A 26,487-nucleotide genomic window follows, 5' to 3' on the forward strand; every position below is an offset into this window, starting at 1 on the left:
CCGCCATGTCAGCACTGCCCCCCACCGCGCCGCGTCGGCGCGGTCCCATCGCCCGCGTGATCGTGGGTGCCTGGGATGCGCTTAATTTCACCCGCCGTCTGGTGTTCAACCTGCTGTTCCTGCTGCTGGTGCTGGTGGTGCTGGTGGCGATCTTCAGCGCCGAGCGCGCCAAGCCGCTGCTTGACCGCACCACGCTGGTGATCGCGCCCGAAGGTGCGCTGGTCGAACAGTTCAGCGTCGATCCGGTCGGCCGCGCGTTCGGCAAGATGACCGGGCAGGACACGCCGGAGGTGCGCCTGCGCGACCTGCTGCAGGTGATCGAGAAGGCCGCCGACGACAAGCGCATCGAGCGCGTGCTGCTGCGCACCGACCGCATGGCGTTCTCCGGCTACGCATCGATGCGCGAGCTCGCCGACGCGATCGGCACGCTGCGCGAGGCCGGCAAGGAGGTCGTCGCCTACGGAGACTACTTCGGCCAGGCGCAGTACCTGCTGGCCGCGCAGGCCGACGAGGTCTACATGGATCCCTACGGTGGCCTGGTGCTCGAAGGACTGGGCCGCTATCGCCAGTACTACCGCGAAGGCCTGCAGGACAAGCTTGGCGTCGACATCCACCTGTTCAAGGTCGGCGAGTTCAAGTCCGCGGCGGAGCCCTACGTGCTCGACCAGGCCTCGCCCGAGGCCAAGGAAGCCGACCTGTACTGGATGAACGACATCTGGCAGCGCTTCATGGGCGACATCGCGACCGCGCGCGGGATCGATCCCGCGGCGCTGGCGGCCGGCGTCGACAACCTGCCGCAGGGCGTGCAGGCCGCCGGTGGCGACCTGGCGAAGCTGGCGCTGGACAACAGGCTGGTCGATGGCCTGAAGACGCTGGAAGAGGTGCAGCAGCTGCTCGCCGAGCGCGGCGAGGTCGACGAGGACAACGACAGCGGCGTGCGCGAGATCGCCTACGACGCCTATCTCAAGCACGTCAGCAGCCCGATGGCCGCGACCGACAGCCGGCCGCAGGTCGCGGTGGTGGTTGCCGAAGGCGCGATCATGGGCGGCGAGCAGAACCCGGGCAGCGTGGGCGGCGAGTCCACATCCGCCCTGCTGCGCGCCGCGCGCGACGACGACAAGGTCAAGGCCGTGGTGCTGCGCGTGGATTCCCCGGGCGGCGAGGTCTTCGCCTCCGAGCAGATCCGCCGCGAAGTGGTGGCGCTGAAGCAGGCCGGCAAGCCGGTCGTGGTTTCGATGGGCGACATGGCCGCGTCCGGTGGCTACTGGATCAGCATGGACGCCGACGCGATCTACGCCGACCCGTCCACCATCACCGGCTCGATCGGCATCTTCGGCATGTTTCCGACCATCCCGCGCACCCTGGAGAAGATCGGCGTGCGCACCGACGGCGTCGGCACCACGCGCTTCGCCGGCGCCTTCGATCCGACGCGTCCGCTGCAGCCCGAGGTCGGCGAGGTGATCCAGAGCGTGATCGACAAGGGCTACCGCGACTTCATCGGCAAGGTGGCGACCGCGCGCGAGCGCAGCGTCGAGCAGGTCGACGCGGTGGCGCGCGGCCGCGTGTGGAGCGGCGCGCAAGCGAAGGAGCGCGGGCTGGTCGACGAGTTCGGCGGGCTGCGCGACGCGCTGGCCAATGCCGCCTCGCGCGCGGAGCTGGGCGAGGACGGCTGGCGCGTGAACTACATCGAGAAGCCGATGACGCCGTTCGAGAACTTCGTCGCCGGCATGGCCGAGACCCGCGTGGGTGCCGGCGTGCTGGCCCGCAGCGGCCTGGCGCAGGGCCTGCTGGCCAGGGTGGCACCCGAGCTCGTCGCCGAGCTGCGCTTCATCGAACAGGTCATGGCGCGCGGCGGCCAGCCGGTGAAGGCCGTGGCCCACTGCTTCTGCATGCCGTGAGCGGCATGGGCCGGTCGCGCTGGCGTCTCGATGGACAGCTGGCCCTGGTTACCGGCGGCAGCGCCGGCATCGGCCGTGCGATCGCGTCGGAGCTGTTGGGGTTCGGTGCGCGCGTGCTGATCGCCGCGCGCGACGGCGACGCGCTGGAATCGGCGCGCGAGGAGCTGCTGGAGCTGCATCCCGACGGCGACGTGCGCGCGCTGATCTCCGACGTCGCCGACGACGAGCAGCGCCGCGAGCTGCTGGACTGGGTCGAGGACCAGGGCGACGGCCTCAACATCCTGGTCAACAATGCCGGCGGCAATCTCGGCAAGCCATCGATCGACTACACCGAGGACGAGTGGCGCGAGATCTTCGAGGTCAACCTGTTCAGCGCCTTCGAACTCTCGCGCTACGCGCACCCGCTGCTGGCGCAGCATGCGGCCAGCTGCATCGTCAACGTCGGCAGTGTGTCGGGCGTGACCCACGTGCGCACCGGTGCGCCCTACGGCATGAGCAAGGCCGCGATGCACCAGATGACCCGCAACCTGGCCTGCGAATGGGCCGAGGACGGCGTGCGCGTGAACTGCGTGGCGCCCTGGTACATCCGCACCCGCCGCACCTCGCCCTCGCTTGCCGATCCCGATTACCTGGACGACGTGCTGATGCGCACGCCGATGGGGCGCATCGGCGAACCCGAGGAAGTGGCCGCCGCGGTCGCCTTCCTGTGCCTGCCGGCGTCGTCCTACGTCACCGGCGAGTGCATCGCAGTGGACGGCGGCTTCCTGCGCTACGGCTTCTGAATCGAGTGCGGCACTGCACGCAGCAGTCCCGCCAGATCGCCGGCGCCATCGACTCAACGCCCGCGGCCACCACGTTCTTTCCCAGCTCGCCAGCCAAACCGATCGTTGCCCGGATGATTGCCTCCATCGCCTTGTTGCCACCCCGCATCCCGACGATGAATGCCTGCTCGGTCCGCTTCCGAAGTCGACCTGCCCGCGCGACGGCACGCGGTTGTCGTACCGCAAGCACCTCGGGCACGCGCAGCGGCGGGCGTTCCGGTGCGATGCGTGCCAGCGGCTGTACGGGGACGCGGACGCTTCATTCCAGCGCCAGGTGGCGTCGCCGTAGGCGTCGGTGCTGCAGTGCATGGCGGGCATTTCACTCGGGCCCGGGGACATCCTCGCCAGAGAGCTGCGGCTGGTCGCGCAGGGCCAGCCGTTCCGGCGTGAGCGCACCGCTCATTTAGGCGAGTTGGACCATCTCTTCGAAGAAGTCGATCTTTGCCGCCGTGCCAAGTGCCACCCACTGCCTCAACTGCAGGCGCTCCAACGCGTCGAAATCGAGTGGCACATCAGTGGTCATCACGGGACACCGAGCAGGCGGCAAAGGTCGATCAGGAACGACTGCGAGGTCGCCGGGCCCCCAGCCCGTGGTGCGTGCGTTGTGCACGCAAGGCTACGTCAACTCAGCGCATGGGCTCCGGCGTGGGCTGCGGGCCGGGCTCGCCCACGGGCTCCGGTGCCGGATGGTCGGGCTCGCGCAGCGGCGGCGGTGCGGTGGGGTCGACGGGGCGGTCGGGAACGGGATCGATGGGTTGGTCGGGTACGGGGTCGTGCGGCTGGTTGGGAACGGGATCGCGCGGCTGGTTGGGGATCGGATCACGGGCGGGATGCGGGATCTGGCCGGGGATTTCCTGCGGGGCGGGGTCGGTGGTCATGCGGCTCTTCCAGGCGGCGGTGCGCCTGACCGTAGCGTTGGCGGGATTGGATCGGCGTGAATCCGAGGGCGCTCAGCCCCGCAGCAGCTCCTGGAAGTCCGCGGCATTCGGCGTCGCGTGTCCGTGCGCGGTGTTGTCGAACACCACCCAGGCTTCGCCGCCCGGCGGCAAGGTCGATGTCACGCGTGCGGCCAGCGAGGCCAGGGCGTCGGCGTTGTAGGCGCTGTAGTACGTGCGTGGCGAACCGTGCCAGCGCCAGTAGCGCAGCGCGGGGTCGCCACCGGGTTCGGCAGCGCCCGCGACCGGCGCGGGATCGGCGGCGACACGTGCGACGCGGTGGCGCTGCCACAGGGCGTCGATCTTTGGCGCGAACCAGCTGGCGTGGCGTGGCTCGCAGGCAACACCGCCCGCCCAGCGCCGGCGCAGGGCGGCGAAGAAGGCGTGGGCGACGCGCGCGTCGTGCGGCAGGCCCGGTGGCAGCTGCACGAGCAGGCAGCCGAGCTTGTCGCCGAGGCCGCCGGCCTGTTCGAGAAAGGCATCCAGCAGCGGCATCGTCGCGTGCAGGCGGTGCTCGTGCGTGATCGTCTTCGGCAGCTTGACCGAGAAGCGGAACCCGTCGGGCACGCTGGCTGCCCAACGGGCATAGGTCGTTTGGCGGTGTGGACGGTGGAAGGAGGAGTTGATCTCGACCGCGCTGAAGCGCGTCGCGTATCGCGCGAGCGTGCTGTCGCCGGCTCCGAACAGATCGCGGTGCTGGCTTGCGATGGACCAGCCGGCGGTGGCCGTGCGGACCGGAGGCGTGACAGGTGGGCGCGGCATGGGGCGGTGGGCGGCGTGGGGGCTTCGACGGGTGATGTGTCATCGATAGCAGTCACGCAGGCCGGGGCCCGTGAACGTGCTGGACCATCACGCTGCTTGCGCGCCGGCCGTCGCGCGCCGCCCTTGATCCCTGCCTCACCGCCCGCGGTGATACTCCCGCCATGCCCGAAGGCCCGTCCATCGTCATCCTGCGCGAGGAAGCCGCGCACTTCGCCGGCCGCAAGGTGCTGCGGGTGTCGGGCAACAGCACGCAGGACATCGGCCGCATGCACAACCGCAAGGTCCTGGCCGTGCGCAGCTGGGGCAAGCACTTCCTGCTCGAGTTCGCCGGGTTCAGCCTGCGCATCCACTTTCTGCTGTTCGGCAGCTACCGCATCAACGAGGGCAAGGACACGCCGCCGCGGCTGTCCCTGGGTTTCAGCAAGGGCGAAGCGCTGAACTTTTATGCCTGCTCGGTGCGCTTCATCGAAGGCGACCTCGATGACAGCTACGACTGGAGCGGTGACGTGATGTCCGACGACTGGGACCCCGCGGCCGCGCGGCGCAAGCTGCGGGCGCGCCCGGACGCGCTGGCCGCCGACGTGCTGCTCGACCAGGACGTGTTCGCGGGCGTGGGCAACATCATCAAGAACGAGGTGCTGCACCGGATCCGCGTGCATCCGGAAAGCCGTATCGGTGCGCTGCCGCCGCGCAAGCTCTCGGAGCTGGTGGCACAGGCGCGTGAGTACAGCTTCGACTTCCTCCGCTGGAAGAAGGACTTCGTGCTGAGGAAACACTGGCAGGTGCATGCGAAGACCACTTGTCCCCGCGACGGCACGCCGCTGAGCTACCGCAAACACCTGGGGCAGGCGCAGCGGCGGGCGTTCTGGTGTGACACGTGCCAGCGGCTGTACGGCACGGAGGGGGCGGGGCAGCCACGGCCCAGGCCGGTTGCCGGAAGGCCAACGGCGCCCCGGCGGGGAAAGGGATAACCCGACCCCATTCCCGGCCGCACGCGCTTGCATGCCGCAACGGGCAGGTGTTACATCCGTTGGACACCGTGCAAGGAAGCGCCCGATGAGACGATGCCGCCCCGCCGCGCCCGCCGCCGTGCTCGCCATGGCCCTGGCCGCGCCCCTCCTGCTGCAGGGATGCCAGACGAACATGAGCAACGACGCATCTGCCGACGCGCAAAGGGATGAAGCCGCGGCTTCCGGCGAGCTGTATTCACCGTGGCCTCTGAAGTTCAAGAAGCACAATTTGGGCATCCATTGTTTTGATACCTATGGATGCAAGGTGGTGTACGACGGGCGGGTGCAGGCGATGGATGATCCGGAAGTGCTGCAGCCGTCGTCGGCGAGTCTTGGGGCGGATTACAGGAGGAATTGGCTGGGGGGGCGATTGGGCTTCCGAAACTTCCCACCGCCGGCGAAAGTCAGCTGGAGATCGAAGGACGGTGTTGCGCACGAAACATCGATCGATTTTGGCGAGATATTCAAGGACGAGTTGGTGCGCCATAACGTGCCGCGGAAGAAAATTCCTTCGTTTGCCACTTTCAGAAATCCAGACATTTTCCTGGAGGTAAACGATCGAACGATCAGGGTCTACATGCTTGCTTCTATACCGCTGAAGGAGCCGCGCATTCCCGGCAATCGCTTCAGCACCATGGAGCGCGATTTGATCCTCGCTCATACGGAATCGTTCTAGCACCGCGAGACCGAAGGAGCTGGATGCCATGGGTGGCAAGAAATCGGGCGGCATAAGTACGCGGCCAGCAGACGCGGAGGACTTGAGTTTCTTTGACGCCGCAGAGATGAACGTGGCACAGATGCGGGTGCCCATCCTGTACAGCCATGATGACGCGGGCAGCCATTTATACGTCGCCAGTTTCGACGGTACCGGACATGACGTTCGCCGCGTGGGCGAAGCGGCCACAAACGTGGGTGCGATCCACCGTCAGGTGGAAGAGCTGATGAAGCTCGGTGAGGGTCGCATCGCGGGTGGTTACGTCCCCGGTCCGGGTACACAACCTAACCCATTGGTGCGAATTGCGGACGGCCTTATCGCCTTCAGTTACAGCGAGCGCATAACCGTGATGTATAGGGAGTTCGCAGACCAAGCTCACCGCTGGCTCGAGCAGAGCCCAGGCGCCGAAATCCACATTGCGTCCATCGGCTACAGTCGCGGCGCCACCTTGATTCCCGGTTTCGCGCGACTCGTCGAGCAATACGGCATCCTCGACCCCACCGGCCTCAGCTTCCACAAGGACGAGTACGGCGAACTCGTCGCCACCAGCCCGAGACCCCCGCTGGTGCCACCCGGTCAAACCGCACACGCGGTTGCCCTGTTCGATCCAGTGTCCACCAGCCTGCCGAAAAACTACGATCTGCGCCTGCCATCGTCGGTGATCTCGGGCTATTCGCTGCTGGCCGCCGATGAACGGCGGCGGCTGTTTTCGCACACCACGATGATCGGCGACGGCGTCACGCCGGACGGGCGTTTCGGTCGCAGCACTGTTGCGGGCTCGCACTCCGACGTGGGCGGCGGCTATCGTGCGAACGGACTTGAGATCCGCTCCGGCAACGTGATGGTCGGCTATCTCAACGCGCTGATGGATCGCCCGCTGCTTTCTACGCGCGAGGTCCCGGCCGACCCGGCCATGAGCGTGATCCATCGCTCCGAGCAGGCCATGTTCGGGCTGTTCGCCATCGGAGCCTCGGAGCCTGGCGAACGCTACGTGCGCGAGCGCCTCTGCGTGGTGGTCGATCCCTGCACCGACGCGATGCCGCGTGACGAGGCGCTGGCGGCGCGCTTCAAATACCAGTCCCCATCCTTCATGGCCATGCCGACTGCGGATGCAGTGATTTCACCGCTTCACGACCCGAAACATCGCGGCCATGCGCTATTCCGGCAGGCGCTGGACGGGGTGCGCGCGCTCGATGCGAGGCTGGGGCGGGAGCCTGACGCGGGCAGCGAGCGCCTGGCCGCTGCGTTGGCGGCGACGGCCGGCCGCGAGGGGCTGCGGAGCATCGACTACGTTGTCGCCGGCGACAGCGGCCGCCGGATTTTCGCGGTGCAGGGCGTCCTGCACGATCCGGCGCAACGGCGGGCGTGGGTGGATACGGTCCCGGCGCTGGCGCAGTCGCTGGCCGAGAGCGCACGACAGCTGGAAAGCCCGCGCCCGGAGCTTTCGGGCATTTCGGTGGAAGGCTTGAGCCCGGAACTTCCGGCTATGCCGCGCCGCGATCCGGCGCCGCTGCACCCGGCGCCCGCGCTCTTCCCGCACTAGCGCGTGGCCGGGAGTCCGCAGGTGGTATCGCCGAGGATCGTCGCCACGCGTGCGAACTCTTCCTGCAGCGGCGCCTTGGCGTCGCCGCGGGCATAGCGCCAGCCCGATTCGATCTCGCGCCCGCGCTGGCGCCAGCCGTCGCAGGCTTCGCCGTCGGGAATGCGCTCGCAGCGGTCGTACTGCCATTCGCAGGCGGCGCCGGCGGCGAGGCCGGGATCGCCGTTGATGCCGACGGTCTGCAGCGCGACGCAGCGCGGCTGCGGTTCGGATGATTCGCTGACGTAGCGGTCGTTGCCCGGGGTGTGGCAGCGGAAGATCGGCGGCGGCGGAAGGCGGTCGGCCTCGGCGATGCGCGCCGGCGGCGATGCGTCGGGCCGTTCGGCAGCTGGCACGGGTTCCGCGGCGGCGGCCGGGGTCGGGTCGGCTGCCGCGGGTGGCTGTGGCAGCGGCACGTAGACCGGCATCGGCGGTGGCGGCTCCACCACCGTGCGCTCCTGCCTGCTGCCGGCAGGGCAGGGCTCGTCGTTCTGCACGGTGAGCGCGCCGCTGGCGTCGGTGCAGCGGTAGATCACGACCTGCGGTGCGGCCGCCGCCGCGGTCATGGCGATCGCGGCGATCGCGGCGATGGCTATGGCGATCAGCGTCGCCAGGCCCGGGCGGCCCAGGCAGCGTGGGGTGGATCGATACATCAATACATCCTGCAGTCGCGGTCGATGCGGGCGTTGATGCCACGCTCCTCGACGCGCAGGGTATCGCGCTCGCGCTGTTGGGCGTTGAAGAAGCGGGTGCGGATGGTGTCGCGGCGGTCGGCCAGGCGGGCGCAGGTCTCGGCCGCCGGCAGCACGTGGCATTCGTCGCGCTCCCACGCGCCGGCGCCACCCGGCCAGCCGTGGCCGCCATGTGGCGGACGCGGACGTGAGCCGAGGCTGCCGGCATCCGGGCGCGGCGGGTCGGGTGGAATGCTGATGCGGCTGATCGGCGGTGCGCTCAGGCCGTTGCCGGCGGAAACGGTCGGGCCGCGGCTGCCGATGTCGCCGCGACCGTGGCCACCGGTGCCACCACGGCCGCCATGACCGGAACGGCCGCGAGGCCCGGCGCCGATGCCTACGGGATATCCCGTCGTCCACAGCGGCACCCAGCGCGGCTCGCCGTCGCCGCTGTCGCTCAGGTAGACGCTGCCGTCCGGGCGTACGCACTCGTACATGGGCTGCGGCGGCTGTGCGACCACGTATTGCACGGTTGGTGCCGGAGCCGCTTCGGGCGCGCGCGGGGCATCCGGCCCCGGCGCAGGCTCGCCGTCCACCGGTCGCACCATGCTGCGCACGTCCTGTTGCGTCCCGTCGACGCAGGGCACGTTTCCGATGGCCACTTGGCCGCCGGCATCGGTGCAGCGATAAATGGTGACGTCGTCCTCGGCCGGCAGCGGCGCAATGGCCAGCACGGTCAGCGCAAAAAGAATGGCGGACACGGCGGCACTGGAGCGGATCCGGATCATGAGTGCATCTTGCGCCAGCCGCGTCCACGGTGAAAGCCGGCGCGCTCCTACAAGCGCAACGGGACGCCGGTCATGGCATCGCGGATGGGCGTGGGGCGGTCGATTCCGCCGGTGTCGCCTTCCAGCACGGCATCGAGCGCCGCGAACAGCGCGGCGTCGGCCTCGGCGAGCGTGTGCGGCGGGGGTGCACCCGCTGAATTGGCGCTGGTCGACACAAGTGCGCCGCCGAAGGCATCGCAGAGGCCGGCCACCAGCGGGTGCGCGGTGACGCGCACGGCGACGCTGTCATGCTCGCCCGTGATCCAGCGCGGCACGCGCGCGGTGGCGGGCATGACCCAGGTATGCGGACCCGGCCATGACGCATGGACTTCTTCTCGGCGTGCATCCGGCAGCGCGCCCCAGTCGACCAGGCCTTCGAGCTGCGTGGTATCGGCGGCGATCAGGATCAGACCCTTGTCCACCGCGCGTTGCTTCAGTGCCAGCAACCGCATGACCGCGGCCTCGTTGAATGGATCACAGCCAAGGCCCCAGACCGCCTCGGTCGGATAGGCGATGACGCCACCACGGCGCAGCGCGGCGGCGGCAGTTTCAACTTGTAGTGACCGGTTCATCGGGGCAACAGGGCCTGCGGAAAGGCGTGGTGCCGGCCGGCTGCGGCCCGCGCAGACAGCTTACCCCGCCATGCAGGGCAGGCCCGCGGAAGGATGGCCCGGACGGAGCGCAGCCGCTTGCTGCCGGACGACATCGTGCTCCCGCTCGCCAAGCGTGTTCACCGCCGCCAGCTGGCGGTCGGATTCTTGCACGGTGACAAGCGCGGCTTCGGCCGCGGACACCGATGCCCGCCGGTGTGCCGGGTCGTCCAGCCGCCCCTCGATGGCGAACACGTTGCCGGTGGTGCCCATCAGCACATGGTCGACGCGTCGCAACGCCATGCCGGGCGCGACGGGCGCGTCCGCATCCGGACATGCGCTGGCACCCTTGCAACGGACCAGCAGGCTCCGGCTGATGCGTTCGCTTGCCTCGTCATATGGCTTGCCGTTCGCCTCGTCGATCGCCCGGACGCCGGAGCGGATGCGCTCGTACATCGCATGGTCGGGGTGCGAGGGGTTGGTGGGGTCGGCAAGTGCGCGTGCGGGATCTGCCGCGTCATGAGCCTCGCCGGGGCCCACGGCTGCCGCCCTGGTCCGGGGATCGTGAAGCAGCTCGCGCGTACGTGAGTCGACCACGCCGCTGGTCTCGAGACCATTCCAGAGCTGGAAGTTCTCGACCGCCTGACGCGTGCTGGAGCCGAAGATCCCGTCGACGGTGAGCGCGCGTCCACGCCCGTCACGTATACCAAGCCCGTCCAGCGCCGACTGCAGTGCGCGCACCTGGTCGCCGCGTGCGCCTTGTCGCAGATGGTCGGCGGCGGAAGGCCCTTCAAGTACGGGGTTCACGCGTAAATAGTCGGGGAGACCGTCTTCTATCCCGGAAGAGACAGCGGGCGCGCGTGGCACGATGCCGTCAAGGGTCCGTTGCAGCTTTTGATTCCAGTCGAGCGCTGCGACCGAATCCTGTTTCCGGGCCTTCTCGATGAGCATCGGAACGGACTGCTCCCAGACTGTGGCGTACTGTTCGCAATCCTCCGCAGCCTTGATTGTCCAAGCCTGGCTTGTGATTCCGTTGACCACACGCCTCGCGTTGTATGCGTCCTGCGAGTCGTCGTTGATATACCTGTCCAGTCGCCTGCCGGTGAACAATCCATCGCGCATGCCGATGACGAGGATCTGTGCAGCGAGCTCAGGCTCCTTGGCCCGGTCCGGGTTCTTTACAAGCTCTCCATCCAGGCCGAGCAGTTCGTCAAATTTCCGGTAGTTGTAGTCGTGGGTAAGGTGCACGTACCCGCGTCCGTAGAAGTCTTCGCCTCCTCTGTATCCCAGCTTCCGGGCCTGGCTCCTGCCGTAGTCCTCTTCAGGCGCGGCAAAGTCGCGGGTTTCGTGTTGCGCGGTCGCCAGCATGTACGCGATCTGCTTCGGATCGCTCACGCCATGGTCCAATGCGGTACGCACGATCAAGTTGACGGACGATTCGCGATCGATCCCGAATCCCCCGATGCTACGTCCCTCTCCATTGCTCATTGCTGCATCTCCATATGCAGGACCGCATTGTCATTCGTCGTCGACGATCTGCAGCTTTCCGTCGAGCAGCCGCTCGGTGGTTACCTTGGCGATGCCATCGGCTTCTTCTTCGGTCGTGACCCGTTCCACAAGCTCCGGGACGCTTGTCTCGACGACGTAGGTCTCTTGAACGTGGAGACAGCAGCCGCTCTTCGCATCGGTTGTGATGGATCGACCATCCACGCCGAAGATGCCGACATAGCCGACCGTCAGCTCGGAGAAGGCCTCGCTCAAGTGCAGCTGCCCATCGCCTTCGTCGAAGAGGTAGACTTGGAAGGAGGGCCCGCCGTAGGCGCCATCCCGCCCCGACCAGAGGATCAGGTCTTCGCGGCCGTCGGCGTTGACGTCGCTGATGATGAAAGAATGGGCATCTGGCCTGTCGTCCGCATGGAGGGGGCCGCGATACACCAGGGAACCGGTTTGCAGCATGAGCGCCGCCGGATTCAGCGTCTGCTGAAGCTTCACTTGCGGCATTGCGACGTCCAGTCGAACGTCGTCCTCGCAGATCAGAAGCCCTTCGACGAAGGGCTCACACCCGGCACGCAGTTGCAGACGGATATCGCCCGAAACAATGGCCAAGCCGTCGGCGCTGGCCAGCGCTTCATTGATTTCGGCGGCGTTCCCATCACCGGATACCGCGCCAGGTGCGGCGTCTTTCGTGTCGGCGAACGAGGCCGCGTGGGTTTCGGTCGCACCGGTCCCACAGGCAGCCAGCGTTGCTACGCCGGCAAAAGCTATCGCACGGAATACCGTTTCCATATCACGTCCTTGTCGATCCAGTCGCGGTTATATACCACGGCTGGAACGCCAAGGCGTGCGTGATCAGAACGGCGCGCTGTCGGACAGATCCGCTTTGTTCGCAGCAGCCTTCTTGGCCGGGGCCTTCTTCGCTGCCGCCTTCTTCACCACCTTCTTGGCCGCGGCTTTCTTCGCCACAGCCTTCTTTGCCGCGGCCTTCTTCGCCACCTTCTTCGCGGGTGCCTTCTTCACCGGTGCCTTCTTCACCGGGGCCTTCTTCACCGCCGCCTTCTTCGCAGGCACCTTCTTCGCCGCGGCCTTCTTGCCGAAGCGCCCGCGTGCGGGCTTGCCGGTCTCTTCCAGCAGCTTCACCACTTCCTCGAACGTCAACGAAGCGGGCTCGCGATCCTTGGGGATCTTGCCGTTGAGCTTGCCGTCGCTGATGTAAGGCCCGTAGCGCCCGTTGAGCACCTGGATGTCGCTGTCGGGGAAGGCCTTGATGATGCGGTTGCGCGCGATCTCTTCCTTTTCCTCGATCAGGAACACCGCGCGCGCGAGGTCGATCGTGTACGGGTCGTCCTCCTTCTTCAGCGAGGCATACACGCTGCCGCGCTTGGCGAAAGGCCCGAAGCGGCCGACGCCGACGCTCACTTCCTCGTCCTTGTCCTCGCCCAGCGTCCGCGGCAGGCGGAACAGGTCGATCGCGGCCTCGAGGGTGATGGTGTGCATGCTCTGGCCCGGGCGCAGCGAGGCGAAGCGCGGCTTCTCCTCTTCGCCCTCGGCCATGCTGCCGATCGCGGCGTAGGGTCCGTAGCGGCCCAGGCGCACGCTGACCGGCTTGCCGGTCTTGGGGTCGGTGCCGAGCTCGCGCGCGCCGGTGGCCTGCGAGCGGTCGACCGACTCGGTCTTTTCCGCCACCAGTTCCTTGAACGGGCCCCAGAACTTCTCCATCAGCGGCACCCATTCCTCCTCGCCGCGCGACACCGCGTCGAGTTCGTCCTCGAGCTTCGCGGTGAAGTCGTAGTCGACGTAGCGAGTGAAGTGGCTGCTAAGGAAGTTGGACACCGCGCGGCCGACATCGCTGGGGCGGAAGGCGCGGCCTTCCATCTCGACGTACTTGCGGAACTGCAGCGTCTGGATGATCGAGGCGTAGGTGGAGGGCCGGCCGATGCCGTATTCCTCAAGCGTCTTCACCAGCGAGGCTTCGGTGAAGCGCGGCGGCGGCTGGGTGAAGTGCTGGTCGGCGTGGATATGGTCGAGCGGCACGCGATCGCCGGGCTTCATCGCCGGGAGCTTGCGGCCCTCGTCGTCGTCGTCCTTGCCCTTGTTGTCCTTGCCTTCCTCGTACACGGCCAGGAAGCCGGGGTCGACCACCGTGGTGCCGCTGGCGCGGAAGCTGTGCTCGCTGCCGGCGGCCAGGTCCACGGACACGGTGTTGAGGATCGCGGGCACCATCTGCGAGGCCACCGCGCGCTTCCAGACCAGCTCGTACAGGCGGCGCTCGTCGTCGGACAGGAATCGCGACACCTGCGCCGGAGTGCGCAGCGCGGAGGTCGGGCGCACGGCCTCGTGGGCCTCCTGCGCGTTCTTCGACTTGGTCTGGTAGAAGTTGGGCTTGTCCGGCAGCGCCTTGGTACCGAAGTCGCGCGCGATCACGTCGCGGATCTCGCCAAGCGCCTCGGCCGACAGGCTGACCGAGTCGGTACGCATGTAGCTGATCAGGCCGACGGTGCCCTCGTCGCCGATGGCCACGCCCTCGTACAGCTTCTGCGCCACCTGCATGGTGCGGCGGGTGGTGAAGCCGAGCTTGCGCGAGGCCTCCTGCTGCAGGGTGGAGGTGGTGAACGGCGGCGCCGGGCGGCGCTTGCGCTCCTTGCTGGCCACGTCGGTGACGTGCAGCGCGCCCTGCGCCGCGGACACGATGCGACTGCGCGCGTCCTCGGCGGTGTCGCCGTCGGTGACCGTGAACTGCTCGAACTTCTTGCCGTCGAGCCTGGTGAGCTTGGCGCTGAAGGCCTGCGTCGGGTGCGCGCATTCGGCTTCGATCGACCAGTACTCGCGGGCGATGAAGGCTTCGATCTCTTCCTCGCGCTCCACGATCATGCGCAGCGCCGGCGACTGCACGCGGCCCGCGGACAGCCCTCGCTGCACCTTGCGCCACAGCACCGGCGACAGGTTGAAGCCGACCAGGTAGTCCAGCGCGCGGCGCGCCTGCTGCGCATCGACCAGGTCGCCGGCGATGGCGCGCGGCTTCTGCATCGCTTCCTTGATGGCGCGCGGCGTGATCTCGGTGAACACGACCCGCTGCAGCTCCTTGCCTTCGAGCAGGCCGCGTTCGCGCAGGATCTCGGCGATGTGCCAGCTGATGGCCTCGCCCTCGCGGTCCGGGTCGGTCGCGAGGTAGATGCCGTCGGCCGCCTTTGCCGCCTTGGCGATCGCCTCGACGTGCTTCTCGTTCTTGTCGATCAGGTCGTAGCGCATCCGGAAGCCGTGCTCGGGGTCGACCGCGCCCTCCTTCGGCACCAGGTCGCGAACGTGGCCGTACGAGGCCAGGACCTGGAAGTCCTTGCCGAGGTACTTGTTGATCGTCTTGGCCTTGGCGGGCGACTCGACAATGAGGAGGTTCTTGGCCATTGCGGCTGGGTTTCCGGGGACGGCGGGCGCCGCGCCTTGATGTGGGGTGATGTAGACGCCGACGCCCGGGTCAGGTGCCCCGGGCGTTCGATGGTGCTCTTTATAGTGGAATCACGGCGGCGATGGCACTGTCAAGTGCGGCGTGGAGGGACTCCCCTGGCCGCATAGTGGCCGGTTTCGCAGGAACAACGCCCGTGCGTACTGATGCGACGCTGCTTCAGTGCACAGTTTCAGGCTCGTCCAGGAACATCTGGGTTTCCATCCAGGCATACGCGGCCTCGGAGCCTGGCTGGTTGAACAACACCATCAGCACCACCCATTTGAGGTCGTCAAGGTCGAGTTCGTCCTGGTCGAGCGCCATGGCGCGGTCGACGACCAGCTCGCGGCGATCGGCGTCGATCACGCCGTGCTGCTCGAGGAACATCAGGAAACCCCGGCATTCCACGTCCAGCTTCGCCTCTTCCGGGGTCGAGAACAGGCGCGTGGGACCGTTGGCGCGCGACGGGCCGTCCCCGGGCCGCTGGGCGGCCAGCGCATCGAGCCAATCGAAGGCCTTGCTGGTTTCCGCTGGACTGAACCCGGCCTGGAGCAGGCCGCTCTGGAGGGAATCGCGGTCGCGGGCGAGGTCCGCGTCTTCGGTGAAATAGTGTTCGAACAGGTAGAGCAGGACGTCCAGGATGCTTTCTTTCATTTCCCCCGGCCTGCGCCCGCGGGCGCGTTACTGAGACTTTCGGGAATACCGGCCATGCTCGACCGCGACACGACCCTCCAGCTCCATGAGCAGCAGCATGCTGCCTAGCTCCGCAACCGTCAACGCGGTGCGTGAGACCAGTTCATCCATACCGGTGGGGTCGTGTCCCAGTGCCTGCCACAAGCGCTGGTGGTCGGAGCCTGCAGGCGGGTCGGCATTGCCGGCCGCCGTGGCGTTGTTCCCGACCCCAACCATGGGGACGGACAGGCGCCCGCGCAAGTCGTCGCCGTAGCTGATCGCAAGCGGAGCCAGCGCCTGCGCCACTTCGGCGGGCGATTCCACGAGGGCGGCGCCGTCGCGGATCAGGCGGTGGCAGCCGCGGGCCTTGGGGTTGTGGATCGAGCCCGGGATGGCGAACACCTCGCGCCCGGCCTCCCCGGCCAGTCGGGCGGTGATGGCGGCGCCCGAGCGCAGGGCCGCCTCCACCACCACGACGCCGAGCGAGAGGCCCATAAGGATCCGGTTGCGGCTGGGGAACGCGCCGCGCCCGTAAGCCGAGCCCGGAGGCAGCTCGCTGACAACCGCCCCGGTGCGGGCGATGTCCTGGTAGAGCCCGGCGTTGCGCCGGGGGTAGGGCTGGTCGATGGCGGTGCCGAGCACGGCCACGGTGCGCCCGGCGGGCGCCGCGAGCGCGCCCTCGTGGGCGGCGGTGTCGATTCCGGCGGCCATGCCGCTGCATACCGACAGGCCGGCCGTGGCGAAGGCGCGGGCGAAGTCGTAGGCGTTCCTCAGGCCGCCGGCGCTGGCGGCGCGGCTGCCGACCACGGCCACCGCCGGATGCCAGAGCAGGTTGGCGTCGCCCACGACCCAGAGCGCCAGCGGCGCGGTGTCCAGGCGACGCAGCAGGGGTGGATAGTCCGGATCCTGCACGCCGATGAGCCTGCGCCCGGATCCGGCATCGAGCCAGCGCTGGCGTTGCAGCAGGTCCTGGCCACCGCCGCGGGCGCACAGTGCGCCCTGCTGGGCGGTGTCCAGGCCGGCGGCACGCCAGGCGGTGCGTCCGGCGCCAAGCGCCGCGCGGGGACTGCCGTGGTGCTCCAGCAATCTGCGGCGGGGGGCGCTGCGACCGCCTGCAGCCAGCAGGCGTAGCAATGCCAGGGTGTCTTCGCTGTCCATGGTCCCAGCCTGGCCCGGATACGACGACGGCGCCCTCGGGCGCCGTCGCGTGTGCAGGTCAGGAAAGGCCGCGCGTCAGTAGGTCGCGTCCGGATGCTTAAGGTGGTAGCCGACGCGGCTCGGCTTGATGCTGTCCATGACCAGGCCATAGCTGACCTTGTCGAAGGTGCGGAACACCATCACGTGGCCGGCGAATTCGTCGGGCAGGCGCACCTTGTTCTCGAAGAACACGGTGTCCTCGTCGCGGTCCAGGCCCTTCTCGACGCGGTCGACGGTGTTGCTGCCTTCGCGCCAGATCGAGAACACGGTGCCGTTGTCCACGCCTTCGCGGGCGCCGACCGACAGCGCGATGACGTCGCGCGGGCCGCCGGAGGTGAGCATGTCGGTCACCGCCAGCACGCGCGCCTTGCCGTAGTCGGTCTGGACCGCAGGCGGGTGCGGGAAGAACTGCAGGTCGTAGGGCTGGGCGTCCACTGCAACCACGCGGTCGCCGATGCGGACCTCGCGGCCCTCCTCGTCGAGCAGCAGGGTGCTGGCCTGGATGCCGCCGACTTCGCCGCGGGTCAGGGTGCCGGCGGTCACGCGCATCAGTTCGTGGCCCAGCACTTCCTGGCCCTTGTCGGGCATGACCACGTTGGCCCAGTACTGGCCCCAGTCGATGCTGCGACGGCCGGTGGCGTCGAGGTCGTCTTTGCCGAAGGTGTCGCAGCACAGGCCGGCGCGCAACAGGTGGGTGTAGCGCACGGTCGGGCGCAGCACCGCGTAGCGGGTGCCGGGCGACGCGTCGCCAAGCCCGCGCACGTAGACGACCTGGCCGCGGCTGGCGCGCATGCGGTCTTCTTCAAGGCCGACCACGTAGGGCATGTGGTCGAAGTCGTCGACCACGCGCAGGTCCTTGAGGAAGGGCTCGATCTCGGACAGCGGCACGGCGTTGACGGGCGCGGCCTCGGTCCGCGGGCCCGGCGTGACGCTGACGCCAACGCGGTTCAGGTACGCCAGGCTGATCACGTCACCCGGGTAGATCAGGTGCGGGTTGGCGATCTGCGGGTTGGCCTGCCAGATTTCCGGCCACAGCCAGGGCTTCTCGAGGAAGCGGCCCGAGATGTCCCACAGCGTGTCGCCACGCTGGACGACATAGGTATCAGGGTGGTCGCCGCGCAGGCCCTGGGCCGCCGCGAACGTAGCCACCGTGAGCATCGCCACCGCAACACCCGTGCGTAGCGCATTAGAAAGGCGCTGAAGCTTGCCGGCCATCTACTTGCTCCCCTTGGAGATTTCCCCGTATAGCGGCCGCACTATGCCTACAGGAACCGATCCGGCGCAAGCCTGCTGGCGCTACAATTGCAAGCCGTGCCGCACGGTTGTGACGGCGGCCTCCTTTATCGCACACCTGTATGTCCCTGATCACCATCCTCGAACACCCCCACCCGAACCTGCGCAAGGTCGCCGCCGAACGCGAGGCTGCCGGCGTTGCCGACCCCGCCTTCCAGCGCCTGCTCGACGACATGTTCGAGACCATGTACGAGGCACCCGGCATCGGCCTGGCGGCCACGCAGGTCGACGTCCACGAGCGCTTCATGGTGATCGACGTCACCGAGGGCCGCGACCAGCCGCTGGTGTTCATCAACCCGGTCATCCGCGAGCGCTCGGACGAGTTGCGCGTGCACCAGGAAGGCTGCCTGTCGATCCCCGGGATCTTCGCCGACGTCACCCGCGCCGACGGCATCGAGGTCGAGGCGCTCGATCGCCACGGCAAGCCGTTCACCATGACGGTCGACGGCCTGCTGGCCACCTGCGTGCAGCACGAGGTCGACCACCTGGACGGCAAGCTGTTCATCGATTACCTGTCGCCGCTCAAGCGCGACCGCGCGATGAAGAAATACGAGAAGCTGCGCCGGCATGGCGACTGATCGCCGCGGCGCGGGCGCGGTCCGATGAGGATCGTGTTCGCGGGCACGCCGGAGTTCGCAGTGCCGTCCCTGCGCGCGGCCTGCACCAAGGCGGAAGTGGTCGCGGTCTATACCCAGCCCGACCGTCCCGCAGGGCGTGGCCGCGGACTGCAGGCTTCGCCGGTGAAGCTCGAGGCCTTGGCGCGCGGCATCCCCGTGCTGCAGCCCGAAAGCCTGAAGACGCAGGTGGCGCGTGATGCGCTGCGTGCGCTCAAGCCCGACCTGATGGTGGTGGTGGCGTACGGCCTGCTGCTGCCGCAGAAGATCCTCGATATTCCCGAAGACGGCTGCTGGAACGTGCATGCCTCGCTGCTGCCGCGCTGGCGCGGAGCCGCGCCGATCCAGCGTGCGATCGAGGCCGGCGATGCCCGGACAGGCGTCTGCCTGATGAAGATGGAAAAGGGCCTGGATACCGGGCCGGTGCTGCTGTCGCAGTCGCTGGCGATCGGCGGGGAGGAGACCGGCGGCGAGTTGCACGACCGCCTGGCCGCCCTTGGCGCGCAGGTGCTGTCCGACGGCCTCGGCCTGCTGCGCGCCGGCATCCGCCCGGTCCCGCAGCCGCAGCCGGAGCAGGGCGTGACCTACGCCCACAAGCTCGACAAGGCCGAGGCGAAGCTGGACTGGTCGCAGCCGGCCGAAGCGCTGGCGCGCAAGGTGCGCGCCTTCAATCCCTGGCCGGTGGCGGAAGCCACGCTGGCCGGCGAGCGCGTGCGCATCCATGCGGCCCTCGCCGTGGATGCGCCCGCTGGCGCGACCCCCGGCGCCGTGCTGGCCGCCGGTCGCGACGGCATCGATGTCGCCTGCGGCACCGGTGCGCTGCGCATCCGCACGCTGCAGCGCGACGGCGGCAAGGCGATCGCCGCGGCCGACTACCTCAACGCGCGCCGCGACCTGCTCGCGCCCGGCTCCTAGACGGCTTCGGCCTCGACCAGCCAGACCTCGCCGCGGCGCGTGGGCGGCAATCCGCCCAGCAGCGCGAACAGCGGCGCCAACAGGCGCACGCGCCAGCCCAGCTTGCGCACGCGCCGGAACGGGTTGGACACCGCCTGCTCGCCGCGGATCGCGAAGCCGGCCTCCTCGAGGGCCTTTTCCAGCATCCAGGGGCTCTGCGGGGTGATATGGCCCTGCTCGCGGTAGTCCACGTCCCGGAACCACTGGAACTCGCCGCGGCGCAGGAACAGCGCCTGCGAGACCGGATTGGCGATGTTCGGCGTCGACAGCACCAGCCGGCCGCCTTTCGGCAGCAGCGCGCGGATCTGCCGCAGCATGTGCCGCGGATTCTCCAGGTGCTCGACGATCTCGAGCGCCATGACCGCATCGAAGCCTTCCGGCCACTGCGCCGCGAACGGGCCGTTGAGGTCGGCCGCGACGAACGGGACATGCCTGGGCCTGAAGCTTTCCGCGAACAGGTCGCTGGCCGTGACCCGGTAGCCGGCGTCGTCCAGGCGCAGCGACATCGCACCGCTGCCGGCGCCGAACTCCAGCACCCGCGCGCCCGGTTCGACCGCGGCGCCCAGCAGCGCTGCGGCGGCTTCGTGCAGGCCCGGCGCGGCGTAGATCGGCAGGCCTTTGTATTCGCGCATTCGGCGGCCGTCGAAGCCGGTGCGGAAGCTGTCGGCGCGCCCGGTGGCGGCGTCCTGCGGCGGGGCTGGCGAGTCGGGCATGGACGGATCGGCCGATGGGCGGGAGCGTTCCAGTCTGGCATGGCCGCCCGCACGGGGCCGCCGCATCGCGCGACAATACGGGGATGAAGACTTCATCCGGCAGCCTGCCGCGCGTGGTGGCCGCGCGCATCCTCGACGCGGTGCTGCATCGCGGGCACTCGCTGCGCGCCGAGCTCGCAGCGCACCTTGATTCGATCGAGGACGTGCGCGACCGCGCGCTGGTGGAGGCGATCTGCTTCGCCGCGCTGCGCCAGCATGCGCGCGCCGACGCCGCGCTGTCGGCGTGGATGGCGAAGCCGCCCGGCCGCCGCGATGGCGACCTTCGCGCGCTGCTGCACGTCGGCTTCGCCCAGCTTGACCCGCTCGGGCTGGCGCCGCACGCGGCGGTGGCCGAAACCGTCGATGCCGCGCGCGGCATCGGCCGCGCGCACCAGGCGAAGCTGGTCAATGCCCTGCTGCGCCGCGCGCAGCGCGACGGCCTGCCCGCCGCGGCTCCGGCCGATGCCTGGCCCGGTTGGCTGCGCGACCGCATCCGCGCCGACTGGCCGGACGACGCGGACGCGATCTTCGCGGCCAGCGCGCAGCCGGCGCCGACCTGGTTGCGGGTTAACCGCCGCCGCGGGACGCGCGACGGCTACCTCGCGCGCCTGCACGCGGCCGGGATCCAGGCCGGGGCCGAGGCGACGCTGGATGACGCCCTGCGGCTGCCCCAGTCCATCGCCGTGGGCACGCTGCCTGGGTTCGCCGATGGCGACGCCTCGGTGCAGGACGGTGCCGCGCAGGCCGTGGCCGACGCCCTGGCGCCGGCGCCGGGCGCGCGCGTGCTCGACGCCTGCGCCGCGCCCGGAGGCAAGTCCGCGCACCTGCTCGAGCGCGACCCCACGCTGCGCCTGCTGGCCATCGACGTCGACGCCCGGCGCCTGGCGCGGGTGCGCGACACCTGGCGGCGGCTGGGCCTGGGCCAAGGCATCGATCCCGGCGCCGCGACGCGCGTGGCCGACGCCACCGATCCGGCCGCGTGGTGGGACGGCGAGCCCTTCGACGCCATCCTGGTCGACGCGCCCTGCACGGCCACCGGCATCGTCCGCCGCCAGCCCGACGTATTGCTGCATCGGCGCGCCGCGGACGTCGACGCCCTGGTGACGCTGCAGGCTAGGCTGCTCGACGCGGCCTGGACGATGTTGCGCCCCGGCGGGGTGCTGCTCTATGCCACCTGTTCGATCCTGCCCGCGGAGAACGCGGGCCAGGTCGCGGGCTTCCTCGCCCGCCATGCCGATGCCACGGTCGAACCGTTGGACGCATGCTTCGGCCGCGAAAGTGGCGCGGGGCGGCAGCGCCTGCCCGGCGAAGGCGGCATGGACGGCTTTTACGTCGCGCGTCTGCGCAGGGCGGCTGCGCCCTAGGCTGCGGCTACGCCGGCGCCCGCGTCTTCCGTCGCGGCAGGCGCGTAGCCGTCGTGCCGCGGTATCCGGCCGACCGCGACGGGATGCGCGTCAAGGCCGAGCGTGCAGCGCGTCAGCCGGTGCCTCCGGGTTTCGGCCACGTAGCGGTCGTTGGGGCTGGCGCCCTCCTGGTGTCGCTCCTCGTGGTGCAGGTGGTAGGCGAGCCCGGCGAAGCGCAGCTGCCTGCATTCCATGCCGGCGTTGTGCGCGCGCCAGGCCAGCTCCACGTCCTCGCGGCCCCAGCCCTCCATGCGCTCGTCAAAGCCGTTGAGGCGCACCAGGTCGTTGCGCCACCAGCCCTGGTTGCAGGTCTTGATGGTGCGCGGCGCGGTGGTGGGGTTGGCGGCCAGCCACGCGCCCGACAGCAGCAGCGAGCGCAGCGCGTTGCGGCGCCGCGTGACGCCGCGCGCGAGCGGCGTCGGCCTCTCGCCGGCATCCGCGAGCATGCGTTCGCGGAAGCAGGGGCCGGTCAGGACGCGCGAGCCCTGGACGAAACTGCCGCGGCGGGCGGCGCGGGCATGGTCGGCCACGAAGTGGCGCTCAAGCACCATGTCGCCGTCCAGGAGGAGAACGTAGTCACCGCTGGCCGCGGCGATCGCGAGATTGCGCGCCCGGCCCACGCGGAAGCCCCTGTCGGGCTGCCAGACATGGTGCAGCGGCACCGGATAGGTCCGCGCGAGTGACGCCACGAGGTCCGCGGTGTCGCTGCGGGAGCCGTCGTCGGCGACGACCACCTCGTCCGGGAGGCGGGTCTGCCGCGCCGCGCTTTCGAGCACGCGCTGCAGCGCCTGCTTCCAGTTGTAGGTCGTCACCAGCAGGCTGATGGACGCCGGTGGCGCATGCCGGGTGCGTGAGGGGGGGCGGGGGATGCGGAAAGGCATGCGGGGCCGTGCCGGTATGGAGGTGGTCGCCTCGTCGCCTGCCCCCTGACAGGTAACGCGCTCTGCGCGTGAGCGTGTTGCTGCGAGTGTTAAGCCCGTGTCAACGGCGCCCCGGGGCGGCCGTCGTGTTCCAGCCAGGCCTGGAACATCAGCACGCCCCAGAGGTGGGTGTGCCACTTGCGCTCGCCGGCCTGAAACGCGTTCCACAGCGCGCGTACCGGCACCGGATCGAAATGCCCTTCCTCGCGCAGCCGGCGTTCGTCGAGCTGGGCCTCGCCCCATTCGCGCAGCGGGCCACGCAGCCAGTCGCCTACCGGGGCGCCGAAGCCGGACTTCGGGCGCTGCACCAGGTCGTCAGGCAGGTAGCGGCCCAGCAGCCGCTTCGGCAGGTGCTTGAGCTGGCCGTCGCGCCACTTCATGTCCAGCGGCAGCGACCAGGCGAATTCGGCCACGCGCCAGTCCAGCAGCGGTGCGCGCGCCTCCAGCGACGCGGCCATGCTCGCGCGGTCGACCTTGGTGAGAACGTCCTCGGGCAGGTAGCAGGCGAAGTCGAGCGCCATCAGCGTGTCGGCCGGGGTGCCGTTGCGCGGCACGGCTACTGGATCGTCGTAGGCGGTGGCCCTGCGGCGCGCGCCGGCAACCACGGCTTCGGGGTTGCGCCAGCGCTGCACGCGCTGGCGCGCGATGTCCTGCACGCCCGTGGCCGCCAGCGCCGCGCGCAGCGCCGCCACGCCGCCCAGGCGGGCGGCCTCGCCGCGGTCATCGCCAAGCAGGCTACGCATCGGCGCCGGTATCCGTTCGGCCATGCGCTGGTTGCGCAGCGCGCGCGCGTAGCGGCCGTAGCCGAAGAACAGCTCGTCGCCGCCATCGCCGGACAGCGCGACGGTGACGTGGCGGCGTGTGAGGCTGCACAGCAGGGTCATCGGCAGCTGCGAGGAGTCGGCGAACGGCTCGTCGAACACCCGCGGCATCGACGGCACCAGCTCGAGCGCGGCATGGCCGTCCACGTGCAGCGCGGTGTGCTCGGTGCCGAGGTGCTTGGCCACGGCCGCGGCATGCGCGCTTTCATCGTGGACGGCGTTGTCGAACCCGATCGAGAAGGTGCGCACCGGGCGCATCGACTGCGCCTGCATCAGCGAGGTCACCAAGGAGGAGTCGGTGCCGCCAGAGAGGAACGCCCCCAGCGGCACGTCGGCCTCCATGCGCAGCGCGGTCGCGTCGCGCAGGAGGGCGTCCAGGGCGTCGGTCGCGGCGGCCTCGTCGCCGTCGAAACCGCGGTCGATCGCGGCCTCCTGCCGCTCGCGGGCGTTCCACCAGGCCTGCTGGTCGCGCGTCGGGTCGTGGCCGGCGGCGCCGGCGTGGAGGCGCGCGCCGTCGACACACAGCAGGCGGCCGGCGCCCAGCTTGTGCACGCCGCGCAGGATCGCGTGCGGCGCGGGGATGTAGTCGAAGCGCAACAGCAGTGCCAGCGCGTCGGGATCGACCTCAACCTTCAGCGCGGGATGCGCACGCAGCGCCGCCAGTTCGCTGCCGAAGACGAAGCTGCCGTCGCCGCACCAGCCGTAATAGAGCGGCTTCTTGCCGACGCGGTCGCGCGCCAGCCACAGCGTGCGGGCCTGCGTGTCCCAGGCGGCGAAGGCGAACATGCCGTTGGCGCGCGCCAGCGCCGCGTCCACGCCCCAGCGTGCGATCGCTTCCAGCAGCACCTCGGTGTCGGAGTGTCCGCGGAACGCGACCCCGAGTGCCGCCAGCTCGGCACGCAGCTCGGCGTGGTTGTAGACCTCGCCGTTGTAGGCCAGCAGCCATCGTCCGTCGGCCGACGCCATCGGCTGGTGGCCCGCCGGGCTCAGGTCGAGGATCGCCAAGCGGCGGTGCGAGAGCACCAGCCCGGCTTCGGCATCGGCCCAGGTTCCGGCATCGTCGGGGCCACGATGCGCAATGGCCACGCCCATCGCCGCGCCCAGCGCATGCAGCACGCCGGGATCCTCCGGACCGGGCGTCCAGGCGCCTGCGATTCCGCACATGGTGCCGCCTCAGTCCTGCGCCGGGCCGGCGCGCGGCGGCGTCGCCACGGGCTGCCCGTTCTGCAGCAGCCACAGCATGATCGTCTTCTGGCGCACGTAGTTGGCGCGCACATAGGCGTAGACCAGGCCGTGCCAGCCGTCGAGGAAGCCGGCGCGCAGCACGTAGCCACGCAGGAAGCGCCACCCCGGCGACAGCACCAGCTTTGCCAGCGATGCGCGCTTGCCGCGGGCGAAGTCGTGTTCGGCCATCATCCGCGCATAGCGGCCGGTCTTGGCCAGCTGCTGTTCCAGCGACCGGTAGGGATAGTGGATGAGGTCGCCGGCCAGGGTGTGGACCGGGCCGTCGACGCTGGCTGCCTCGTGCACTTCGCGGGTGCCGCGCCAGCCGCCGCGGCGGCGGTCGAACATCCGCAGCACGCGGTCGGGATAGGCGTTGCCATGGCGCAGGAACCGGCCGAAGTAGTTGTCCAGGCGCGCGAAGCGGTAGCCGGCGGCGTCCCGTAGCCCGCCAGCGCGCGCGGACTGGATCGACTCACGCAGCGCGTCGCCCACGCGCTCGTCCGCATCCAGGCACAGCACCCAGTCATGGCTGGCCTGTTCGACTGCAAACGCCTTCTGGCTGCGGAAGCCATCGAAGCGGCGCTGCAGCACGCGCGCGCCGGCCGCGCGGGCGATATTGGCGGTAGCGTCGGTGGAAAACGAGTCCACGACCACGATCTCGTCGCAGAATGCGAGCGACGCCAGGCAGTCGCCGATCCGGTCGGCTTCGTTGAACGCGATAATGCAGGCCGAGAGGGCGGGGCCTTGGCTCACGGAGGTGTTGATGGCGGACTACCTGTTGTTCGCGACCGAGCGCTACGGGCTGCCCATCCTGCAGCCGCTGGCCGATGCCCTGCAAGGCGCCGGACACGCCGTGCATGCCTGGCTGGTGGATGGCGCGGCGGAGTCGCGCCTGCCGGCACCGGTGCACAGGGTCGGCAGCGCGCGCGAGGCGGTGCGCCTGCGTCCGCGCGCGGTGTTCAGCGCCGCCAACTGGGTGCCGCCGTTCGTGGCCGGTGCCAAGGTGCAGCTGTTCCACGGCTTCAACGTCGAGAAGCGCGACGATGCCCGCGGCCACTTCCGGCTGCGCGGCCTGTTCGACCTGTATTGCACGCAGGGGCCGGCCACCACCGCGCCCTTCCACGCACTGGCCGAGCGGGAAGGGCATTTCAAGGTGGTCGAAACCGGCTGGCCCAAGCTCGACCCGCTGTTCTCGCCGGAGGATCCGCTGGCGGCGCGGCTGCGGGCGCACGCCCGCGGGCGCGAAATCGTCATGTTCGCCTCCACTTTCACCGAGCGCCTGAGCGCCGCGCCGCAGCTCTACGAAGCGATCGCAGCGCAGGTGGCCTCGGGCGACCGGTACTGGCTGCTGACCCTGCATCCGAAGTGCGCGCCGGGGCTGGTCGAGCGCTACCGCGCCCTGGCAGGTGCCAACGCCGCCTTTGTCGAGGCCGAGCAGCTGGTCAGCGCCGAGCGCGCGGCCGACGTGCTGGTGGCCGACACCACCTCGGTGGTCAGCGAGTTCGTGGTCCAGCGCAAGCCGGTGGTGACCTTCCGCAACCGCGCGCCGAAGCCGCACATGCTCGATTTCGACGATCCGGCCGCCCTGCCCGCGATGCTTGCGCAGGCCTTCGCGCCGGCGCCGGCGCTGTGCGAGGCGCTCGCGGCCTATGCGGACCGCATCCATCCCTACCGCGACGGCCGCTCGTCGCAGCGCGTCATCGCCGCGGCCGACGCGCTGCTGGCCGGCGCGCTGGGGCCGCTTCGCCGGCGGCCGCTCTCCGCCGCGTACCGGAGCCTGCAGATTCGCCGCGAGCTGGGGTACTGGGGACCGGCGGGGCGCTGACGCCGCGCGGCGGGTCACGGATTCCGCGGCCAGGGCGGGCCCGGCGGATGCCCCGGGCCCGTGATCCC

At 69.7% G+C, this 26,487-nt stretch carries 24 protein-coding genes; 9 read left to right on the forward strand and 15 right to left on the reverse strand.

Translation table 11 applies throughout. The features are described 5' to 3' along the window. The first annotated feature begins 5 nt into the window (after window positions 1-5). The gene (gene sppA, locus WCE39_RS09615) at window positions 6-1,898 is read left to right on the forward strand and encodes a signal peptide peptidase SppA (RefSeq protein ID WP_343276463.1); all 1,893 of its coding nucleotides are present in this window, start codon (window positions 6-8) and stop codon (window positions 1,896-1,898) included. Window positions 1,899-1,903: 5 nt separating this feature from the next. Beyond that, entirely contained in the window at window positions 1,904-2,680 is a 777-nt protein-coding gene (locus WCE39_RS09620) for an SDR family oxidoreductase (RefSeq protein WP_343276464.1), read from the forward strand. 665 nt (window positions 2,681-3,345) lie between these two features. On the opposite strand, the gene WCE39_RS09625 is transcribed toward WCE39_RS09620, so the two are convergent. Both WCE39_RS09625 and WCE39_RS09630 read right to left on the reverse strand, forming a co-directional pair. Next, window positions 3,346-3,597, reverse strand: coding sequence for a hypothetical protein (locus WCE39_RS09625; protein WP_343276465.1), 252 nt, complete (start codon window positions 3,595-3,597; stop codon window positions 3,346-3,348). A gap of 72 nt (window positions 3,598-3,669) precedes the next feature. Continuing rightward, a complete protein-coding gene (locus WCE39_RS09630; protein ID WP_343276466.1) occupies window positions 3,670-4,416 on the reverse strand; it encodes a DUF72 domain-containing protein in 747 nt (248 codons plus the stop codon). A 161-nt stretch (window positions 4,417-4,577) separates the two neighbouring features. On the opposite strand from WCE39_RS09630, the gene WCE39_RS09635 reads away from it, so the two are divergent. From WCE39_RS09635 to WCE39_RS09645, 3 genes are all read left to right on the forward strand, one after another. Continuing rightward, complete coding sequence (locus WCE39_RS09635) at window positions 4,578-5,387, forward strand: DNA-formamidopyrimidine glycosylase family protein (protein ID WP_343276467.1); 810 nt, start codon at window positions 4,578-4,580, stop codon at window positions 5,385-5,387. Between the two features lie 85 nt (window positions 5,388-5,472). Beyond that, window positions 5,473-6,102: a hypothetical protein gene (locus tag WCE39_RS09640; RefSeq protein WP_343276468.1), complete on the forward strand. Its 630-nt coding sequence runs from the start codon at window positions 5,473-5,475 to the stop codon at window positions 6,100-6,102. Between the two features lie 28 nt (window positions 6,103-6,130). Then, window positions 6,131-7,684 carry a DUF2235 domain-containing protein gene (locus tag WCE39_RS09645; RefSeq protein WP_343276469.1) on the forward strand — a complete coding sequence of 518 codons (1,554 nt, stop codon included), beginning with the start codon at window positions 6,131-6,133 and terminating at the stop codon, window positions 7,682-7,684. Here WCE39_RS09645 and WCE39_RS09650 read toward each other — a convergent pair. The 9 genes from WCE39_RS09650 to WCE39_RS09690 form a co-directional block, all read right to left on the reverse strand. Further along, window positions 7,681-8,373: a DUF4124 domain-containing protein gene (locus tag WCE39_RS09650; RefSeq protein WP_343276470.1), complete on the reverse strand. Its 693-nt coding sequence runs from the start codon at window positions 8,371-8,373 to the stop codon at window positions 7,681-7,683. The two genes, WCE39_RS09645 and WCE39_RS09650, sit on opposite strands and share 4 nt — an antisense overlap. Next, a complete protein-coding gene (locus tag WCE39_RS09655) occupies window positions 8,373-9,179 on the reverse strand; it encodes a DUF4124 domain-containing protein (RefSeq protein WP_343276471.1) in 807 nt (268 codons plus the stop codon). Before WCE39_RS09655 ends, WCE39_RS09650 begins: the two co-directional genes overlap by 1 nt. A 47-nt stretch (window positions 9,180-9,226) precedes the next feature. After that, window positions 9,227-9,790: a Sua5/YciO/YrdC/YwlC family protein gene (locus WCE39_RS09660; RefSeq protein WP_343276472.1), complete on the reverse strand. Its 564-nt coding sequence runs from the start codon at window positions 9,788-9,790 to the stop codon at window positions 9,227-9,229. A gap of 60 nt (window positions 9,791-9,850) precedes the next feature. Continuing rightward, window positions 9,851-11,296: a peptidoglycan-binding protein gene (locus WCE39_RS09665; protein ID WP_343276473.1), complete on the reverse strand. Its 1,446-nt coding sequence runs from the start codon at window positions 11,294-11,296 to the stop codon at window positions 9,851-9,853. Between the two features lie 30 nt (window positions 11,297-11,326). Then, window positions 11,327-12,094: an XAC2610-related protein gene (locus tag WCE39_RS09670; RefSeq protein ID WP_343276474.1), complete on the reverse strand. Its 768-nt coding sequence runs from the start codon at window positions 12,092-12,094 to the stop codon at window positions 11,327-11,329. Between the two features lie 63 nt (window positions 12,095-12,157). Further along, window positions 12,158-14,707, reverse strand: a complete 2,550-nt coding sequence (locus WCE39_RS09675) for a DNA topoisomerase I (protein ID WP_343276475.1) — start codon at window positions 14,705-14,707, stop codon at window positions 12,158-12,160. 217 nt (window positions 14,708-14,924) lie between these two features. After that, window positions 14,925-15,398 carry a DUF494 family protein gene (locus WCE39_RS09680; protein WP_343255590.1) on the reverse strand — a complete coding sequence of 158 codons (474 nt, stop codon included), beginning with the start codon at window positions 15,396-15,398 and terminating at the stop codon, window positions 14,925-14,927. 27 nt (window positions 15,399-15,425) lie between these two features. After that, window positions 15,426-16,574, reverse strand: coding sequence for a DNA-processing protein DprA (gene dprA / locus WCE39_RS09685; RefSeq protein WP_343276476.1), 1,149 nt, complete (start codon window positions 16,572-16,574; stop codon window positions 15,426-15,428). 75 nt (window positions 16,575-16,649) lie between these two features. Then, window positions 16,650-17,828, reverse strand: coding sequence for a LysM peptidoglycan-binding domain-containing protein (locus tag WCE39_RS09690; protein ID WP_343276477.1), 1,179 nt, complete (start codon window positions 17,826-17,828; stop codon window positions 16,650-16,652). A 140-nt stretch (window positions 17,829-17,968) separates the two neighbouring features. Between WCE39_RS09690 and def the strand changes: the two genes are divergently transcribed. Both def and fmt read left to right on the forward strand, forming a co-directional pair. After that, a complete protein-coding gene (gene def / locus WCE39_RS09695) occupies window positions 17,969-18,484 on the forward strand; it encodes a peptide deformylase (protein ID WP_343276478.1) in 516 nt (171 codons plus the stop codon). A gap of 24 nt (window positions 18,485-18,508) precedes the next feature. Then, window positions 18,509-19,435, forward strand: coding sequence for a methionyl-tRNA formyltransferase (gene fmt / locus WCE39_RS09700; protein ID WP_343276479.1), 927 nt, complete (start codon window positions 18,509-18,511; stop codon window positions 19,433-19,435). Here the strand turns inward: fmt and WCE39_RS09705 are convergent. Further along, on the reverse strand, window positions 19,432-20,187 hold the full coding sequence (locus tag WCE39_RS09705; RefSeq protein ID WP_343276480.1) for a class I SAM-dependent methyltransferase: 756 nt from the start codon (window positions 20,185-20,187) through the stop codon (window positions 19,432-19,434). The genes fmt and WCE39_RS09705 overlap by 4 nt on opposite strands. Before the next feature lie 83 nt (window positions 20,188-20,270). On the opposite strand from WCE39_RS09705, the gene rsmB reads away from it, so the two are divergent. Beyond that, window positions 20,271-21,590 (forward strand): 16S rRNA (cytosine(967)-C(5))-methyltransferase RsmB, encoded by a 1,320-nt coding sequence (gene rsmB / locus WCE39_RS09710; RefSeq protein WP_343276481.1) that lies wholly within the window; start codon window positions 20,271-20,273, stop codon window positions 21,588-21,590. On the opposite strand, the gene WCE39_RS09715 is transcribed toward rsmB, so the two are convergent. From WCE39_RS09715 to WCE39_RS09725, 3 genes are all read right to left on the reverse strand, one after another. After that, window positions 21,587-22,510: a glycosyltransferase family 2 protein gene (locus WCE39_RS09715; RefSeq protein WP_343276482.1), complete on the reverse strand. Its 924-nt coding sequence runs from the start codon at window positions 22,508-22,510 to the stop codon at window positions 21,587-21,589. The two genes, rsmB and WCE39_RS09715, sit on opposite strands and share 4 nt — an antisense overlap. An 89-nt stretch (window positions 22,511-22,599) precedes the next feature. Further along, window positions 22,600-24,534 carry an asparagine synthase (glutamine-hydrolyzing) gene (asnB, locus tag WCE39_RS09720; RefSeq protein WP_343276483.1) on the reverse strand — a complete coding sequence of 645 codons (1,935 nt, stop codon included), beginning with the start codon at window positions 24,532-24,534 and terminating at the stop codon, window positions 22,600-22,602. Between the two features lie 9 nt (window positions 24,535-24,543). After that, complete coding sequence (locus WCE39_RS09725) at window positions 24,544-25,347, reverse strand: glycosyltransferase family 2 protein (protein ID WP_343276484.1); 804 nt, start codon at window positions 25,345-25,347, stop codon at window positions 24,544-24,546. Window positions 25,348-25,354: 7 nt separating this feature from the next. Between WCE39_RS09725 and WCE39_RS09730 the strand changes: the two genes are divergently transcribed. Continuing rightward, window positions 25,355-26,419: a CDP-glycerol glycerophosphotransferase family protein gene (locus WCE39_RS09730; RefSeq protein ID WP_343276555.1), complete on the forward strand. Its 1,065-nt coding sequence runs from the start codon at window positions 25,355-25,357 to the stop codon at window positions 26,417-26,419. Window positions 26,420-26,487 lie beyond the last annotated feature (68 nt).

It is taken from the genome of Luteimonas yanweni, from assembly GCF_039548475.1.
GTDB lineage: Bacteria > Pseudomonadota > Gammaproteobacteria > Xanthomonadales > Xanthomonadaceae > Luteimonas.